General features: G+C 56.4%; 16 protein-coding genes. 8 read left to right on the top strand and 8 right to left on the bottom strand.

What is annotated here, in order from left to right; genetic code table 11:
* Nucleotides 1-9 precede the first annotated feature (9 nt).
* Together KTE_RS39050 and KTE_RS39045 are read right to left on the bottom strand one after the other, a co-directional pair.
* Entirely contained in the window at nt 10-708 is a 699-nt protein-coding gene (locus KTE_RS39050; RefSeq protein WP_236600254.1) for a transposase, read from the bottom strand.
* Between the two features lie 38 nt (nt 709-746).
* Nucleotides 747-1226 carry a helix-turn-helix domain-containing protein gene (locus KTE_RS39045; protein WP_236600925.1) on the bottom strand — a complete coding sequence of 160 codons (480 nt, stop codon included), beginning with the start codon at nt 1224-1226 and terminating at the stop codon, nt 747-749.
* 147 nt (nt 1227-1373) lie between these two features.
* Between KTE_RS39045 and KTE_RS39040 the strand changes: the two genes are divergently transcribed.
* Nucleotides 1374-2564 carry a hypothetical protein gene (locus KTE_RS39040; protein WP_236600924.1) on the top strand — a complete coding sequence of 397 codons (1191 nt, stop codon included), beginning with the start codon at nt 1374-1376 and terminating at the stop codon, nt 2562-2564.
* A 232-nt stretch (nt 2565-2796) separates the two neighbouring features.
* Here KTE_RS39040 and KTE_RS39035 read toward each other — a convergent pair whose 3' ends face one another.
* On the bottom strand, nt 2797-4527 hold the full coding sequence (locus KTE_RS39035) for a LuxR C-terminal-related transcriptional regulator (protein ID WP_201391513.1): 1731 nt from the start codon (nt 4525-4527) through the stop codon (nt 2797-2799).
* A 352-nt stretch (nt 4528-4879) separates the two neighbouring features.
* Here KTE_RS39035 and KTE_RS39030 point away from each other — a divergent pair, with 352 nt between their 5' ends.
* The gene (locus KTE_RS39030) at nt 4880-5911 is read left to right on the top strand and encodes a LacI family DNA-binding transcriptional regulator (protein WP_201391511.1); all 1032 of its coding nucleotides are present in this window, start codon (nt 4880-4882) and stop codon (nt 5909-5911) included.
* Nucleotides 5912-6044: 133 nt separating this feature from the next.
* Here the strand turns inward: KTE_RS39030 and KTE_RS39025 are convergent, their stop codons facing one another.
* The 4 genes from KTE_RS39025 to KTE_RS39010 all read right to left on the bottom strand — a co-directional run bounded on the left by KTE_RS39025 (nt 6045) and on the right by KTE_RS39010 (nt 9896).
* On the bottom strand, nt 6045-6953 hold the full coding sequence (locus tag KTE_RS39025) for a carbohydrate ABC transporter permease (protein ID WP_201391509.1): 909 nt from the start codon (nt 6951-6953) through the stop codon (nt 6045-6047).
* Between the two features lie 30 nt (nt 6954-6983).
* Complete coding sequence (locus KTE_RS39020; protein WP_201391507.1) at nt 6984-7931, bottom strand: carbohydrate ABC transporter permease; 948 nt, start codon at nt 7929-7931, stop codon at nt 6984-6986.
* A 122-nt stretch (nt 7932-8053) separates the two neighbouring features.
* Entirely contained in the window at nt 8054-9439 is a 1386-nt protein-coding gene (locus KTE_RS39015; RefSeq protein WP_201391505.1) for a sugar ABC transporter substrate-binding protein, read from the bottom strand.
* Nucleotides 9440-9653: 214 nt separating this feature from the next.
* Nucleotides 9654-9896, bottom strand: a complete 243-nt coding sequence (locus KTE_RS39010; protein WP_201374400.1) for a hypothetical protein — start codon at nt 9894-9896, stop codon at nt 9654-9656.
* Nucleotides 9897-10159: 263 nt separating this feature from the next.
* Between KTE_RS39010 and KTE_RS39005 the strand changes: the two genes are divergently transcribed.
* The 5 genes from KTE_RS39005 to KTE_RS38985 all read left to right on the top strand — a co-directional run bounded on the left by KTE_RS39005 (nt 10160) and on the right by KTE_RS38985 (nt 13566).
* Nucleotides 10160-10612, top strand: coding sequence for an NUDIX hydrolase (locus tag KTE_RS39005; RefSeq protein ID WP_201391503.1), 453 nt, complete (start codon nt 10160-10162; stop codon nt 10610-10612).
* Between the two features lie 511 nt (nt 10613-11123).
* The gene (locus KTE_RS39000) at nt 11124-11516 is read left to right on the top strand and encodes a VOC family protein (protein ID WP_201391501.1); all 393 of its coding nucleotides are present in this window, start codon (nt 11124-11126) and stop codon (nt 11514-11516) included.
* Between the two features lie 241 nt (nt 11517-11757).
* Nucleotides 11758-12102: a helix-turn-helix transcriptional regulator gene (locus KTE_RS38995; protein WP_201391499.1), complete on the top strand. Its 345-nt coding sequence runs from the start codon at nt 11758-11760 to the stop codon at nt 12100-12102.
* The gene (locus KTE_RS38990) at nt 12099-12641 is read left to right on the top strand and encodes an SRPBCC family protein (RefSeq protein WP_201391497.1); all 543 of its coding nucleotides are present in this window, start codon (nt 12099-12101) and stop codon (nt 12639-12641) included. The genes KTE_RS38995 and KTE_RS38990 overlap by 4 nt, the downstream gene beginning before the upstream one ends.
* Nucleotides 12642-13302: 661 nt before the next feature.
* Nucleotides 13303-13566, top strand: a complete 264-nt coding sequence (locus KTE_RS38985) for a hypothetical protein (RefSeq protein WP_201391495.1) — start codon at nt 13303-13305, stop codon at nt 13564-13566.
* A gap of 68 nt (nt 13567-13634) precedes the next feature.
* On the opposite strand, the gene KTE_RS38980 is transcribed toward KTE_RS38985, so the two are convergent.
* Nucleotides 13635-14849, bottom strand: a complete 1215-nt coding sequence (locus KTE_RS38980; RefSeq protein ID WP_201391493.1) for an IS110 family transposase — start codon at nt 14847-14849, stop codon at nt 13635-13637.
* Between the two features lie 248 nt (nt 14850-15097).
* Here KTE_RS38980 and iscB point away from each other — a divergent pair, with 248 nt between their 5' ends.
* A complete protein-coding gene (gene iscB, locus KTE_RS38975) occupies nt 15098-16387 on the top strand; it encodes an RNA-guided endonuclease IscB (RefSeq protein WP_201391491.1) in 1290 nt (429 codons plus the stop codon).
* Nucleotides 16388-16463 lie beyond the last annotated feature (76 nt).

Raw genomic sequence — 16463 nt, 5'->3', positions numbered from 1 at the left:
ACTAGTGGGTCAACTGACAAATGGCTGGCAAACCCGCATGGCCGCCCCAGAGCCAGCTAACCGGCGCAGGCGAGCGCGTTCACGACGCCTGCGTCGGTTGCCATTCCAGACAAAGGGTGTCGGATCAGCATTCCAGCCTGCCACCGTCTGCTCTAACCACTCAATGACTTGTTGCGCATCTTTGGGATGCTGCCCGCAGAGGGCGCGGCTCACAATGATGCGCTGCACCGACTCCGCCATGTTGAGCCAGGAACCACCAATGGGCGTGTAGAGCGGCATGACTCCGTGATCAAAGAACCAACGCACCAGATCATATGAGAGGTGTCCCGCCAGATTATCCAGCACCAGTACAATGCGTAAGGGCGGCTCAGGATTGCGTGGGGGATGGCCCAGCCAGGTCTCCCAGCGTGCGCAGACAGGGCGCTCCTCCTCCGGCAGCTGGCTTGCTGCTGGATGCTTCTTTTCGATGTCAGCTAAGATCTCGGTGAGTTGCTCGATCAGCCAGGGATGCAACACCGCGTTAGGAGCAGACAGCACGCCTTTGGCGCGCAGGTGGCCCGTGGCTGGACGGAACAGAGTCAGCAGTTTGGCGGTGCCCCCGCGCTCGTACTCATGTGGTTGCGTAGCAGGATGGCCTTCTGGTTCCCACGAAGCCCCTGGCTGGGGAATGGCCTGATAGGGTCCGGCTTCGTCTTCGTTCAACTGCACAATTCCGTCTGCTTCGGCTTGCTCGCAGGCCAGTTCGATCAGTCTTTTTTTTCCGGCGTCTCCAGGTCATACACCGTCACTGTCCCGCTTTTGCGCTTGCGCAGCGCGTAGCCGGTATGGCACCAGGTCCGCGTGCGCTGGTAGCTGTAGCCTGCTTCGTGGAGCACCTCCCGAATCGTTTCGGCGGCGACCTGGGGCAGGTCCGTCTTGCGCAGGGCATCGCGTAGCAGCATCAGCGACCAGGTGGCCGTCTGATCCTTTTTACGATCCGGTTCGCGTTGGACTTCTGCGAGGATAAGCGCCCGCTGCGCGCTCGTATACGTTGGTTTGCGACCACGCCCGGTTGCTGTTTCCAGAACCGCAAGCCCACACTGGTTAAAGCGGTGAACTATTTGAGCCACTGCCTCCCGGCTCAGACCCGCTTCCTGCCCCGCCACTGTCAGCGTCGCTCCCGCTGCCACTGCCAGCAGGGCTTTGGCTCGTTTCACGGCATCCAGACGCTCACTCGTCGCTTTCACTACTCGTGTCAGCTCTTTCTGCTCTTCTTTCTTCAGATCTCGGAGTTCTTCTTTTCTTGGTCTTCCCATCGCTGGCGGTAGAACCCCACTAACTGGTGAAATGGGGAGGGACTTGTAAAAATCGAGCTCCATTGACAAGATATGGATATGCAAAAGACCATATTTTCCTCAATGGAGCCGTCGAAACAATTCTGCCCCAATTCGACGTGTTGCGCAAGAGGGCACATCGGGGCAGGTAACATCGTCATTCATGATCGCAAACGAGAGCGTTACCGCTGTACGTGCTGTCGCAAGACGTTTAGTGCTCGCAGAGGAACCATGCTGGAGGGGCTGCGCAAGCCAACCGAGCTCATTGTGATCGTGGTGACGCTGCTGGCGTACGGCTGTCCAATTCAAGCTATTGTTCATGCCTTTGGTCTGGATGAACGCACGGTGGCAAGTTGGCGAGACCGAGCCGGAGCTCATTGCCAATTGGTACATCAAGATGTCATCGAAACCGGCCAGTTGGACTTGCAGCATGTGCAAGCAGATGAGCTTCGTGTCAAAGGCTCTAAAATGGTGGCATGGATGGGGCTAGCGATGATGGTCAAGACCCGCCTGTGGCTGGCTGGGACCGTCTCACTCACCCGTGATCGAGCCCTTGCTGATCGACTTCTCCAGCAGGTTCGTCGCTGTGCAGAGTCCTTGAAAGCGCTGCTGGTCTTGACCGATGGGTGGGCAGCCTATCCTGGGAGCATCAAGCGGGCCTTTCGCGAAAAAGTGAAAGAGAAGCCAGGAAGAGGACGAGCCTGCTTGTGCGTCTGGCCACAACTGCACATTGGGACGGTCATCAAACGGACGCAGAAGAAACGGGTGGTCGAGGTCACACGCACCATGTCCTACGGCTCGCAAGAGGAGGCTGAGCGGCTCTTGCAGCAGTCAGGGGGAGGCAGCGTCCTCAACACCGCCTTCATTGAACGCTTGAATGCCACCATGCGTCAGCGGCTTGCTCCCTTAACGCGCAAATGTCGTCAGAGCGCTCGCCGCCTGCGTCCGTTGGAGACGGGAATGTATCTGCTCGGCGCAACCTACAACTTGTGTTGGCCACACCACGAGCTCTGCAAGCCGACTCATGAGGGCAGAGCCTGTACACCTGCGATGGCGGCGGGGCTCACGGACCATATCTGGAGCGTGAGCGAACTCTTGCACTACAAGGTTGCTCCCCCGCCATGGGTTGAGTCCAAGGGGCGAGGACGGCGAAAGAAACAGGCTCAACCACCTGCGCCAGCAGCCCAGCCAGCTCGTCTTCGGCCTCTGGTTCGGTTGCATAAGGGGGTCTTGTGCTCAGCCACCAGTTAGTGGGGTTCTACCTCGCTGGCTCCTTCCTGCTTCTTTTTCCTGCAGTTTACCCCTTTCTTTCCTCTTTTGCAAACCAATTGCGAGTTGACCCACTAGTGCATGATGTTTTTGCCCTCAGAAGTATCAAACAGTGGTTGCTTTTTCTGGATGCGCGTCGCAATGATTGATGCGTATCAGAAAAAAGCCATCATATGATTAAAAGCAGGCAACCAAACTGCCTTCCTGAAACAACTCAGATGTGAGTACGCAAATGGAGTACTCTGGCCTTAGCCATGGCCTGGGTACGACTGCTGACATGTAGTTTGCTACAGATGTTGGAGACATGTTTCTTGACGGTGTTGGTACTCAGGACCAGGCGCTGCGCGATATCGCGGTTAGAGACACCATCTAGGAGCAATTGCAAAACCTCTTGTTCGCGAGCCGTGAGCGGCTGCTTCAGGGGCTGATCTTGTGGAAGTGATGTCTCTATGATATGGGGTGCCCCCTCGGCGTATAATCCTTGCTGCTCATACCAATGATTGGCGCGCGCGTGCAGTTTCGGTACCAAAGCGGGGGCGGTCTGCTGTAGTCGCTGGCGCAGGGCCTCGGCAAAGAGCCGGTGATAGCGATACCACTGGCCCTCGTCATCGAGTGCCAGCAGAAATAAGTTATTGCGCTCTAATAGTTCGAGCAGGGCCTGGCTCCCCTCTTTCTGGCGTACAGCATCACAGAGCGGTGCGCTCAGGCGTTCCAGGACGCAGGTTTGCAATAGAAACTCTTGCACAACCTCGCTCTGCTGATGCAGCACCTCTTCTAAAAGATAATCTACGACATAGTGATGACTGCCGCTGAAGGCTGCGATAAAGGTTTCAGTGTCAGTGCGTCCCTGGAGGGAGACGGCGGCGAGTTGTAGCCCTGTAATCCAGCCTTCAGTACGTGTATGCAGGAGTAAACTCTCTTCCCTAGTAAGCGAAAGCTCAGCTACATCTGCCAGGAATGTGGCGGCCTCCTCGGACGTAAAACGCAGGTCGGTAGCACGCAATTCCAGCAGGTTGCCCTGCCCACGCAGGTGTGCCAATGGGAGAGGTGGATCTTCACGTGTAGCGAGAACCAGGTGTACCTGGGATGGCATATGTTTGAGCAAGAAGGAGAGGGCATAATGAATTGAGGGATCGGTGATGACCTGGTAGTTATCCAGAACAAGCACGATATGCTCTCGTGTATTGGCGCGACGCATCAGCAAATCATTGATCAGCAGTGTCAACAGCGTCTCCATTGGGGGCAGATTTGGCTGCATCTGCCTGAATGTATCCAGGTGAGGATCGTTGGGTTGCAAGGCTGCTAACAGGTAGGAGACAAAGCGTACAGGCTCATTGTCCTGTGGCTCAAGCGAGAGCCAGGCGACAGAGGAGGGATGGGTGTGTAGCCAGTTGGCGAGCAGGGTGGTCTTACCGAAGCCAACCGGCGCTGAGATAAGGGTCAGCGTGCGTTGCAAACCCTGTTCGAGCCGATTAATCAATCGCGGTCTATGCACCAGGTGTGGGCGTGGGCGTGGCATATGAAATTTCGTGGCGAGCAGAGGATGGCTCTGCGCTGATGAGGGTGTCAGGCTCGTCTGTGACTCAATTGAGGCTCTATTCCTGGTATGTTTTTCTTCCGCTTTATCGAGTCCCAGGACTTGAGCCACCTCCTCCAGGTGAGGGATGCTCAGGTTGGTTTCTCTCCCAAGGTAGCGCTTAGTTATCTTGCCCTTGATACGCGCATAGGCGTACCAGTAGCCATCACCACGCTGTCTTCGTTCTTTGCACGCTGTATATGAGCCATGTCTCCCATGAAACGCGAACGACGAGACCTGGCTTATCCATGCCAACCATAAATGTTTCTCGTTGGCGATATCGCGAACTTCATTGTTCTGGTATTCATGCAGCTCATATGCATGACGCAATGACGACCAGAAGATGGTGTAGCGTGCCTTCTTTGGCATTGCATCCCCTTTAGCCTTTCATGGGTTGTCACCCAACAGCAACATTGCTGGGAGTAGTGGATCTTTCGTGATTAATTGTTGGGTGACATATATTTACCCGTTTGGCAATGAACACGTGTAACATTCGTTTGTATGAATACTACCATCTTACTTTTTCGCTGTCAAGGAATGGATGTGTGTCTCTTTTGAAGCCCTCTCGCTTGTGGGTATGTAGCGAGCCGAGATAGAGGTAAGGAGAGAATTGGAAGGATCAACCTATCAGGCAATAAACCATTGACAATTGCCTGTCCTACATGAGATAGTGCTTGTAATAATATGAACACACGTTACTCATAGGCAGGGATTTAATGTTATGGTCACAAGCGAGCAGGTTGCTCGATTAGCAGGTGTCTCACGGGCGACGGTTTCGCGTGCGCTGAATGGATCGGCACACGTGAGCGAAGAGACAAGAGAGCGCATCCAGGCGGCTATCGCCGCGCTTGGCTATGAGCCGGATGTGGTGGCTCAAAGCCTGGTGCGCCAGCGTTCCTACGTTCTGGCTATAAGCCTCTTCCCCGAGGATGACAACGAAAAGTTCTTAGCGCACCTTGGACAAACCTCGCAGTATATCTACCTGGATATCCTGAAGAATATTGAGCGCGAGGCCAGGTCTGTAGGCTATGATCTGCTTGTACCTTCGCGCCCCCTGGGGCATTCTCCAAAGCATTATATTCGGAGCTTGCAGACACGGCGCGTGGCAGGCGTCATTATGCTGCATGCGACAGAGGAGCGTATCCAGGCCTTGATTGATTCGAATCTTCCCACGGTCTTTGTTGATCGCATCGCCCAGGGGAGGCGCGCAACCTATGTGAAGTCGGATAACTTAGATGGGGAACGCCAGGCGACCGCGTACTTGCTATCCCTGGGCCATAGACACATCGCTATGTTGACCGGAAGGACGGCCGATCTGGCAGGGAGGGAGCGCCTCCAGGGCTTTCAGCAGGCCCTGACTCACGCTGGGATCAAGCCCGATCCCGGCCTGGTGCGCCACTCAGGCTGGAACATCTCTGAGGCATATGAGGCCGCGAAGATCCTGTTGGCCGAACGACGCGACTTTACAGCGATTGTAGCCGCCAGCGATATGATCGCCATGGGGGTTCTTCGCGCCCTCAACGAACAGGGGATGCGTGTTCCAGAGGATATATCGCTCATTGGCTTCGATGATGTTGAATTCAGCCAGTATACCTATCCACCCCTCACGACTATGCGTCAGGACAACGCCACTATCGGGCAAGGGGCAGTGCAGCGCCTCATATGCCTGCTAGACGGGACGGAAGATGTTATTCCCTTAAATATCTCCACCCAACTTGTCATACGCCAATCCACGGCCCCCGCTCCTGCGTAGAAGAGGCGTCCCATTCTCAGCACCTGTGGTGCTTTGTATAGGGTAAGGGTGTGTGGTGGCGCGCTGGAAGAGCCAGCGCGCCACCACACACCCTTACCAGGCGAGCCACTACGTGGCGAGAAGTCATTTCCTCTTACGCCTTTAAGCCTGTCATCGCGATGCCGCGAATGATGTGGCGCTGGGCCAGGATGTAAACGATCAGGACAGGCACGACTGCGATCACTGAGCCCGCCATGACCAGCGTCCACTCCGTGGCATACTGTCCACGGAACTGGTTAAGCATCAGGGGTACGGTAAAGTTCTCCGGCGAGTTGAGCATGATCAGGGGGCGGAGAAAGTCATTCCATTGGCCCAGGAAGGCGAAGATTCCCCACGCGGCAAGGGGGGCCTTGAGCAAGGGCAGAATGACTTGCCAGAAAATTTTCCAGCGGTTGGCGCCGTCGACGATTGCCGCTTCCTCCAGTTCAATCGGTATTCCGAGAATAAACTGACGCATCATAAAGACGCCAAGGGCGCTGAAGAGCGCGGGCGGCAGGATAAGCGAGAGTAGGGTATCAAGCAGGTTCAGCTCTTTCATGGTGAGGAAGATCGGAATGATGGTGAGCTGGAAGGGAATCATCATTGTTGCCAGGAAGGCAATGAAGATAATATTGCGTCCGGGAAACTCGATACGCGCAAAAGCATAGCCAGCCATCGAGCAGGTAATTAACTGGAAGAAGGTGACGCTGACAGCGACGATGATGCTATTCATGTAGGCCAGATTGAAGGGAAGGGCATTGAGCGATTGTGGATAATTTCCCCACAGAAAGGGATTGGGAATCCAGGTGGGCGGAACGCTAAAGGCCTGGCTTGTGCTCTCTAGCGACGTGATAAGCATCCAGATAAATGGGGCCGCCATAAAGATAGCGCCAATAATAAGGATAAAGTGGAGAACCACGTCAAAGACTATACTTGAAGGTTTTCTACCTGTCTTCCTCGTGGCTCGCGCTAATGTCTTCTCACTAACTTCGCTTGTTCCCGGGTTTAGAGTTTCTTGTAACATATGCTCGCTCCTCCTACTTCTTTACGCGCGTTACACATCGTAGTTTACCCAGCGTCTTTGCAGCCGGAACTGGATCAAGGTCACGACCAGCAGGATCACAAACAGGATGACCGCGACAGCGCTGGCCTGGCCAAACTGAGCTGATTCAAAGCCCAGGTGATATAGGTCATACACCATTGTGTAACTGTCTTTGCCTGGCCCACCACCCGTGAGGACGAAGGTGAGGTCGAAGACCTGGAAAGAATTGATGATAGAGATCACCGTCGTAAAGAAGAGGCTTGGTGTCAGCATAGGCAGGGTGACGTTCCAGAAGACCTGGAACCGATTCGCGCCATCGATGCGTGCAGCCTCGGTGTATGAGACGGGAATACCCTGGAGCGCCGCCAGGAGGATGACCATATTAAAGCCCAGTCCCTGCCAGGTGCCGACCATGGCCAGCGAAGGAATGACATAGTTCGAGTCTGTCAGCCAGCCTACACCACTGGCATGGAACCAGGAACGCAAGAGTGTATTGATCAGGCCGAAGTCGCTGTTGAGCAACCAAGCCCACATCACGCCGACAGCCACTGAGCCCGTGATATAGGGCATAAAGTAGAGTACGCGATAGGCGCTTTTGCCGCGTACATTATTGAGACCAAGCGCGATGAGCAGGGCCAGAATCAGCCCACCGGGCACTGCGAGGACCGTGTAATAAATGGTGTGTAGGAGTGAGATGCGTAGATCATCACCTGTAAACTGGTCGATGTAGTTCTGTATGCCTACAAAATTGACTGCTCCCAGGCCATCCCAGCTTGCCAGGCTGAGATAGAAGACTGAGACAAGGGGAATTAAGGAGAACACGAGCAGCCCTATCAACTGTGGCAGGATAAAGACGTAGCCCCAGCCTCTATCTCTCCTGGCTCGCTCACTTGGCCTGCCTTTTTTAGGAATAGCCGGAATAGCCCCAGGTATGTCCAGTGATTGCACTTGAAAATCCATAGCTATGACCCCTCCTCTGTTACGTTTGTTTTCATGATGAGAAGGTAATGTGGGAAGGCTTTCGGCCTGGTGCCTGAAGCTTTCCCACAATTCCAAACAAAACTCGCTACATATGCAAGCGTTTACTGCGCGTTCTGCTGGGCCTTCTGAATACGAGGATTGGCCATAGTGGCGATCCCACTTAAGGCGGTTTTGACGTCTTTCCCCTGCAACCAGACAGGGTCAAGCGCCGTCTTGATGTCATCGGTCAAACCGGGGACATTGCCTTCCGCCGGGAAGAGACCATAGCCAGAGTTGCGGGCATCAATCAGGTAGTGAGCGTGGACGGGATCATTGCCAGCCGTGACCACCGTCTCCGTATCGGCCGACTGAATGGACGGTACGGCGTTGCCACCACCTTGCAGGCGGAACTTCTGGCCCTCGGCCGAGACATAATTGGTCAGGAAGTCGAAGGCCTGATCTTTTAGCTGGGTCTTCTTATTGATGACCATGTATGCAAGGGCTACGGGCGTGGGTCCGCCCTTGCCACCGGGCGCGGGGTAGGGGACACAGTCATATTTCATCCCGGCGGCGGCATGGAACTCGGGGAGGTCCCAGCGACCAACGGAGATGAAGCCAGTCTGGCCACTAATCAGCGCGAGGTCAGAGCCCTGGCCCTTGGGCAGGGTGCCAGCGTAGACAATGGTTTTCTTCTTCGTATTATCAGCCAGCCAGGTGAAGGCATCGATTGACTTGGGATCTTCATGCGCAATGAAATCGCCATAGCCATCCTTGTCATAGACTTTGCCGCCATTGGAGGTGACCCAGGCATAGTACTCCATATCCCAGGCGTCCAGCACAAAGCCATACTTTCCATTAGCCTTGATCTTGTCCATCATCTCCTGGAAAGCATCACGCGTCCACTTCCCCTGCTCATACATATCGGCTGGCATGGTGGTGATACCCGCGTCCTGTAGCACCTTCTCGTTGTACCAGAGCAGGAGAGGATTACAGTCGACGGGTACGCCAAAGATCTTGCCGCTCTGCGTCTTGGAGGCACCCCAGAGGCCCGGCAGATAATCACTGGCCTTCTCTTTGCTCTTGGAGCTGTCCAACAGATCGTTCAACTGCATGACGGTCTGGTTGGCGACCAGCTTGCCGATATCGCCATCACCGACGTAGAAGCAATCGGGGGCCACGCCTCCATTGAGCTCGGTCAATATTTTGGAAAAATAGTTGTTATTGGCCGAGGGGATGAAGCTATACTGGACATTTGTGTTATGGGTCTTGTTGTAGTTCGCGGTAAAATCCTTAAAGCGCTGGATCTCACCGGTGTTGGCCCAGTTCGACCACTTGATGGAGCTGCCAGAGCCGCTGCCGCCGCCAGAGCCACCGGTTGTACAGGCTGCCACGATGGCCTCAACGCCAGCAAGAGAAATACCAAGTGCCGTCGCTCGGCGAATAAAAGAACGGCGATCTATCCTTCCGGCCTGAAACGCATTTACCAGATTGTTCTGAGAAGTGCTCATACTACCTTTTTTCTCCTTGTCTTGGGACAGATAAGTGAGCTGAGGGTCAGAGTATCACTATTGAGATAATGACTGTTAGAGTCGTTCTCAAAGACTCTAAAGACTACGATGTCTACTACTTTTCAGCAAAGCATGATGCAACACACACTTGAGGAAAAAGGGCGCAAGTACATTTCAAGTACGTTTTCAAGGGGAAGAGGTGTTTTGGGATGTCTCATGGGGAATCCTCCTTTGCATCTTTTTTGGCTGGAGCATCCACCTCTAGAGGAGAGATAGAGATCAAGGTTAAATGGAGGTCGCGCACTTTACTGAGCAATCCATGTAGCGCGGCCTGATCGACCACTTCCCCTGTAAGCACTGTTTCCCCGTTCGCCTCATGTATCATCTTCAGTCCACCCAACCAGGACGACCAGCGCTGGTCGAGTTGCTCCTTGAGACGAATCCGGTAGGCTGGCATGGCTCCTCCTTCCGCGAATGACTTACTGCTCCCAGCGGCATGCGATGGGAATGCACATAGCAAGCATAGCCTATCCCTTCTGCATAGTGGGGGACCCAAAAGGAGTATTTTAAGGATTACTTGTTGGGGGAAAATGAGTAAGGTTGGTGGAGTGCACGCTTGCCAAGCTTACTCATTCCCCCCATTCATCATGATTGACAGATCTGCTCAGGTTGATACTTACTTTATATGCAGTATAAAAAGGGAAAGAGGGAGAAAGCAAAATGAGTCGCCAAAACACGGTCCTGGCGCTGGTAAGAAGCCAGGGAAAGTTCTTGTTGGTGAAGCATCATGGGCCGGAGGAGCGTGCCTGGTGGTTGCCCGGTGGGGTTGTCGAGCCAGGGGAGACGCTGTTAGAGGCCTTGCGACGGGAAGTGCTTGAGGAGACTGGCCTGCACATCACAGGCCAGCCATACCTAGCCTTCGTCGTTGAACTCCAGCGTAAGACGGAACAAGGCCTGCAAGAGGTTGGCTTTGGCTTCCATTTTGTCTGCGAGGTCAGCGGCCAGTTTCAGTTTGCTGACCCGGATGGCCTGGTGCAGTCCGCGCACTGGGTCGATGAAGTGGAGGTCGTGCCGCTCCTCAGTGCGCAGACCTGGTACGATTGTGGGCCCCTGCGCCGCTGGCTCTCGGGCGAGGCGGGCGCAGGGGCTGTTTATATAACAAGAATCAAGTGACATATGTATGGCTAATGATGTGTGCGCGCTGTCACCTGAGATGATTGTTGGGGACTGGTAGTAAGCGTGAAGAGTGGTTCTTAACACATTCTCGGTGAAGCTCGCCTGGTCACAGGGCATGCAGAATTCTCTGGCGCAGCAACTCAAATCCAGCGCAGCCATATCCCATCCTTTTGATGCGCTTGAGCTTGTTGACATGATCCTCAACCAATCCGTTCTGGTTTCCCATCGTTCGCGAAGATAGGAGAGGTGGGGATCAACTCCCATCTTGCACCGAATGGGTTGTCGCTCGGGAAATGCACCATGCCTCAGCCAGCGAAATGGGCCCTGACTGAAACCGTTGCCTGGGCCCCCTTGCCTGTATATGCCTTGACGTGTATATGCTCTGTGGAGTATACTAAGTGTGTGGAACCTGTGTTCGAAATCATTGCGGAGCCGAAGCGCCGCGCGATAAGGAAGATAAGGAGAAAAGACGCGGCCTAAACCGCGAACGTGACAAAGGAGTAACGAAATGAAAATCAAAGTGACCAGCGTATACGTGGACGACCAGGACAAGGCTCTGCGCTTCTATACGGAGGTACTGGGCTTTGCCAAGAAGGCCGATTTCAGTCAGGGCCCATTTCGCTGGCTGACCGTGGCCTCGCCTGAGGAGCCGGACGGCACTGAGCTGCAGCTGGCGCTGAACGACAACCCCGCGGCCAAAGCGTATCAGCAGGCGATCTTTCAACAAGGCCAGCCCGCGGCCATGTTCTTCACTGACGACGTCAAGGGCGACTACGAGCGGATCAAGGCCCGCGGCGCCGAGTTTACGATGCCACCCACCGATGTGACCGGCTCGACCATTGCAATGTTGAACGACACCTGCGGCAACCTCATTCAACTTACCCAGCTGGCACGCTATTAAGGGCGGCCGTTCAACAGGCTCCAGGGCGTGACGCGACAGCTGCCCTTCGGCGGCATGCAGCAGCGGGGGCAGCCCTTGTCCCTGCCTCAACGCTGAAGCGGCCGGAGCGGGCAGCGCTCTGAATAGCACCCGCCAAAAACGCATCGGTTGGTGCATCCCGCACGCTGATTGAAACCGTTGCCTGGGCCCCCTGCCTGTATATACCTTGGCAAGCATATGCTCTGTGGAGTATACCAAGATAATGGAATCTGTGTTCGAAATCATTGCGGAGCCGAACCGCCGCGCGATATTGAGCCTCCTGGCCTCGTCACAACAGTCGGTTGGAGAGATCGCGCGTCAGCTTCGTATGCCGCAGCCAACCGTGTCAAAGCACCTGCGAGTGCTGCGCGAGGCTGGTTTTGTGGAATCCACGGTGGACGCACAGCGCCGTCTCTACCGGCTGAGGCCAGAACCGCTCCAGGAGGTGGATGCCTGGCTGGCTCCGTTCCGCCGGTTCTGGTCCGCTCACGTGGATGCTCTCGAACGCCACCTCGACCACATGGATCAATCAACACCAACGAAAAGGAAGATAAGGAGAAGAAGATGACTGATCGCGAGCAGTACACACCGGGTCCGGCCAGCGGGGCGCAGATAAGAAAGAACGGAGAGAAGTGGACGCTCATTCTCGTCAGAGAACTGCGCCACTCGCCGGAAAAAGTCTGGCAGGCGCTTACCGATCCGGCGCATCTGCGCGAGTGGGCTCCCTTTGAAGCCGATGGAAGCCTGGGTACGGTTGGAACCACGGTGAAGCTCACCACCGTGGGAGCGCCCACGCCGCAGATTTCCGAAACAAGAGTGACGCGAGCCGACGCTCCCAAGGTGCTTGAGTACAACTGGGGTGGCAACGATATCCGGTGGGAACTCAAAGCCTTTGGTGGCGGCACGCGCCTGATGTTGTGGCACAGCATCGATCGCCGCTTCATCTCAATGGGTGCTGCCGGGTGGCACATTTGTTTCGATGTTCTGGATCACCTTCTCAGCGGAACTCCCATCGGCCGCATCGTTGCTGGCGAGGCGATGAAATTCGGTTGGCCTCGGCTCAATTCGGAGTACGCCCAGCAATTCGGTATCGAAGTTCCGAGCTAGCCCCCAAAGTCGCCCAATCTTGAGGCTGCCTGCCATTGTGTTGTCCAGCACTGCTAGCTGCCTGTGGAAATCATTCCGGCGAAGCCGAACACCTTTCCGGATCGGCCTGAAACTGTTCGGCTTCATCTGACTTCTAAAGGGTAAGACCACACAGTATGTGCGATGGTTCCCAACTTGCTCTCATTTTCAAGGTGTTGATGGAAGAAGCAAGATGAGGAGCAGCTTCTCAAGCATTCAATGGTTGAACTGCTCACTTGTCGCCCTAAAATCTGCCTACTCTTCGGGTCTTATTACCAGTCAATGATCCCCACGCATGAATGCGGGGGCTTGTCCCCCGGGTTCATGCCGTTTTCGTTGTCCAGCCGAGGTGCCAGAGCCCGCAGGCAAGGCGCTGATTGGCACCAGCGTTACGCTCGTCATGACACCCAGCCGTGCTTCCTCAGCGGCTGGCGCTGTCGCTCAGCGTTAAAAGCACCCGTCGGGGTACGGGGCGGTGCGCTGAGCCGAACAAGCGAGTGCAACACCGGCGAGGGGAGCGTCCTGAGTCAGCCTGCTCGGGACCGTCAAACAGCCCGGTAACGGGACCCTCACACGAGGGAAACGAAAGACCCTCTATGTCAAGAGCCAAAAAACGAGAAAGGAAAAAGCAAGGTGAGCAGAGGTGAAACTGCCTCCCGTGTGGGGTTACAAGTCTCCCACCTCGGTCAAGGCCAAGACGAGCGCGCCCACCCCCGACTCTTTCCCCTCCTGCGCGGCCTTGACTCGAGGTGGTCTGCAGCGAGTAACCCACACCGGGAGTCGGGAACGCGGTGGTGGGCTGCGGCAGACGTTGGAGCGAGGGGCGGGGATGAAGGAATGGCTCACGCTCAGCGGAAAGAGCGCGGCGGGAACCGTTTGGGCGGCTCCGTTGGAGCACACAGTCTGAGCACTGACAACAGACGTTGCAGTGCTCAGTGGACCCAACCAGCCATGACGCCAAGGGACAGCCTGGGTTTAGGCGACACGTTGACGAGGCGCGTGAGCCAGCTTCGCCGCTTCAAACGTTGCGGCCTGATAGAGGTCCTTCCTCACCCACATGCGATAGATGATGCGTACCCAGACATTTGCCAGGCAGCGGACGGCCATACTATGGGTCTTGCCTTCCATCCGCTTGCGCTGGTAATACGCTCGTGCCCAGCCATCTTGTCGTGTCGTCTGCCAGGCGAACTGATAGAGCCCATTACGCAGCGGCTTGAGGCAGGCAAAGCGTTTATGGGCTTTGGAAAAATTGCCGCTTTGGAACGGCACAGGAGCCGTACCCGCCAGTTCCTGCACGCTTTGGGCATCTCGGTAACGCGCTCGGTCATCACCCCATTCGGCAAGCAGTCGCGGAGCCAGACGCTGAGCGGCCCGAGGCAGCGATTGCCACAGGTCATGGTCGGGATGCTTCAAAAAAAGGGTCGCAATCTCCTTATCGTAGCCTTTGATGTCCTCAAGCAGTGGCAGCAACTGTCTGACCAGCGAGAGCATCAGGCGCGATTTGGCACGCACGATGACCTCATTGGCCGTCAACTCTTGGTGATGCAGTTGCTCTACCATCTCAAGGGCTGCCCGCCGCGCATTGGGATACTTGCAGCTTTTGAGCAGTGCCTCAATCTCTTCAAGGGAAGCGGCGGCCGCTGCGGTTGGAGTCGGATACGCCTGCAAAAACAGCAGCGTCGAGGGCTGATGCAGTTTTCCAAACAGCTTCAAGCTGACCGGGTAATACTCTTTGAGGCAGGCGGTGAGTTGGTTGACCAGTCGCGTTTGACTTTGAATCAGAGCATCCTGATCGCGTGTGCGCGTCTTCAATTCAGCAATGATCGGGCTATCAGGAGAGAGGCGACGCAGATCGGCCAGGTCGAAGCGTCCGGTTTTCGCCAGCAGATAGGCATCAATGCGGTCTGTCTTCGCGCCTGCTGTTTTACGCAGTGTATTCGCGGTCTTCGGGTTGACCGGATACACCGGAATGCCTGCTTCCAACAGGAAGGTAATGAGCAGGCCGTGATTCGTTTCGACGATACAGGCCAGATCCTCCGGCCTAGAGGCGATGCCCAGCAAAAAGTCTTTCAAGTGGTGCAAACCTTGATGGCTGTGGGTAAAACGCTGCGTTCCCACCCGATGTCCGGCTTCATCGAGGACAACCACATCATGATGGGTATCGCTCCAATCCAATCCAATATACCACATCTTCGAACTTCCTTTCGCCAACACTTCCTGGGAGCGGTCGGGTCCTTCTATAACGGGTGCTCGAAGCAACTACCCTCCAATCATCGATTGGCCCAGGAAAAACTGCTGGGAAAGAGCGATCTTTCGTTGCCGGTCAAGCCGTGTGGAGTCATTAGCCTTTCCCCAGCAGGACGAATCGAGCAGGGAGCGACCCTGCTAGCCCTTGGTCAAGAGGGCTTGAAAACATATTAACATATAAGGAGTCACCCATGGCGTTTGTGCTCGACAGACACAAAAATCCGCTCATGCCGTGTACCCCCAGGCGCGCCCGCCTCCTGCTTGCGCGCAAGCGGGCCGTGGTCCACCGGCTCAGCCCCTTCACGATTCGGCTCAAGGACCGCAGCGTCCAGCAGAGCGCGCTGCAACCGGTGGTGCTCAAGATCGATCCCGGTTCGAAAACGACTGGCCTGGCTCTGGCGCGGGTGGAAGAGACTGGCGAGGGAGAGGTTCACCATGCGCTGCACCTGGCCGAACTCTCCCACCGTGGGGAGGAGATCCGCGACCGGCTGCGCAAACGAGCGGGGTATCGGCGAGGCAGGCGTTCGAGCAACCTGCGCTACCGGCCAGCGCGCTTCCTCAACCGCCGCCGAGCGCCTGGCTGGCTCCCGCCGTCCCTGCGCTCACGCATCGACCATGTCCTGTCCTGGGGCAGGCGCTACCAGCGTTGGGTCCCGCTGGTGCGCATCGCAGTGGAGCGCGTGACGTTCGACACCCAGCTCTTGCAGCAACCAGAGATCTCCGGGATCGAGTACCAACGCGGGGAACTGGCCGGTTGGGAGGTGCGCGCCTATCTCCTGGAGAAATTCGGGCGCAGGTGCGTGTACTGCGGGCGCACGGACACGCCCTTCGAGTTGGACCATATCCAGCCGCGCAGTCGGGGTGGCTCCAACCGCGTGTCGAATCTGGCGCTCAGTTGCCACGCGTGCAATGCGGCCAAGGGGGAGCGCACCGCCGCGGCGTTCGGCCATCCCGAAGTGGCCGCCCAGGCGAAGCAGCCGCTACGGGACGCGGCTGCGGTCAACGCCACCCGCTACGCGCTCTGTGACGAACTGCGCGCGCTGGGACTGCCGCTCACCACCTGGAGCGGCGGGCGCACGAGGTGGAACCGTGCTCGCTTCTCGATCCCTAAGACGCACGCGCTGGACGCGTTGTGTGTGGGGGAGCTGGCAGGGGTTGCGGTGGGTGGGCAGAACCCCCTTGCGATCACCGCCACCGGTCGTGGGCGCTACAGCCGGACTAATGTCGATGAACATGGTTTCCCCGTTGGCTATCTGATGCGCCGCAAGCAGGTCCTGGACATCAAGACCGGTGATCGGGTGCGGGCGGTGGTCCCAGAGGGGTTTGCGGCGCAGGGGACGCATACCGGGCGCATCGCCGTGCGCGCGAACAAGCAGTTTCGCATGGGCAAGGTGCAGGGGATACCTGCGCGCTTTTGCCGGGTCCTCCAACTGGCGGACGGCTACGACTATGCTGTGGTGGCGACAGCCTTGCAGGGATGACGGACCGAGGAGCCCCCTCTCCTGCCACCAGGAAAGGAACGCCTGCTTCCTCCCCATGGGTGAACCCAGGGGCTTC

Origin of the sequence: Ktedonobacter sp. SOSP1-85 (genome assembly GCF_016587415.1) — a bacterium.
Lineage (GTDB): Bacteria > Chloroflexota > Ktedonobacteria > Ktedonobacterales > Ktedonobacteraceae > Ktedonobacter.
This window is presented reverse-complemented; position numbering and strand designations above follow the sequence as displayed.

What these genes read in the sequence shown, in the direction of transcription:
- KTE_RS39040 (WP_236600924.1), top strand. Translation starts at nt 1,374, where the DNA reads ATGCAAAAGACCATATTTTCCTCAATGGAGCCGTCGAAACAATTCTGC.
- KTE_RS39035 (WP_201391513.1), bottom strand. Translation starts at nt 4,527, where the DNA reads ATGCCAAAGAAGGCACGCTACACCATCTTCTGGTCGTCATTGCGTCAT.
- KTE_RS39030 (WP_201391511.1), top strand. Translation starts at nt 4,880, where the DNA reads ATGGTCACAAGCGAGCAGGTTGCTCGATTAGCAGGTGTCTCACGGGCG.
- KTE_RS39025 (WP_201391509.1), bottom strand. Translation starts at nt 6,953, where the DNA reads ATGTTACAAGAAACTCTAAACCCGGGAACAAGCGAAGTTAGTGAGAAG.
- KTE_RS39020 (WP_201391507.1), bottom strand. Translation starts at nt 7,931, where the DNA reads ATGGATTTTCAAGTGCAATCACTGGACATACCTGGGGCTATTCCGGCT.
- KTE_RS39015 (WP_201391505.1), bottom strand. Translation starts at nt 9,439, where the DNA reads ATGAGCACTTCTCAGAACAATCTGGTAAATGCGTTTCAGGCCGGAAGG.
- KTE_RS39010 (WP_201374400.1), bottom strand. Translation starts at nt 9,896, where the DNA reads ATGCCAGCCTACCGGATTCGTCTCAAGGAGCAACTCGACCAGCGCTGG.
- KTE_RS39005 (WP_201391503.1), top strand. Translation starts at nt 10,160, where the DNA reads ATGAGTCGCCAAAACACGGTCCTGGCGCTGGTAAGAAGCCAGGGAAAG.
- KTE_RS39000 (WP_201391501.1), top strand. Translation starts at nt 11,124, where the DNA reads ATGAAAATCAAAGTGACCAGCGTATACGTGGACGACCAGGACAAGGCT.
- KTE_RS38995 (WP_201391499.1), top strand. Translation starts at nt 11,758, where the DNA reads ATGGAATCTGTGTTCGAAATCATTGCGGAGCCGAACCGCCGCGCGATA.
- KTE_RS38990 (WP_201391497.1), top strand. Translation starts at nt 12,099, where the DNA reads ATGACTGATCGCGAGCAGTACACACCGGGTCCGGCCAGCGGGGCGCAG.
- KTE_RS38980 (WP_201391493.1), bottom strand. Translation starts at nt 14,849, where the DNA reads ATGTGGTATATTGGATTGGATTGGAGCGATACCCATCATGATGTGGTT.
- iscB (WP_201391491.1), top strand. Translation starts at nt 15,098, where the DNA reads ATGGCGTTTGTGCTCGACAGACACAAAAATCCGCTCATGCCGTGTACC.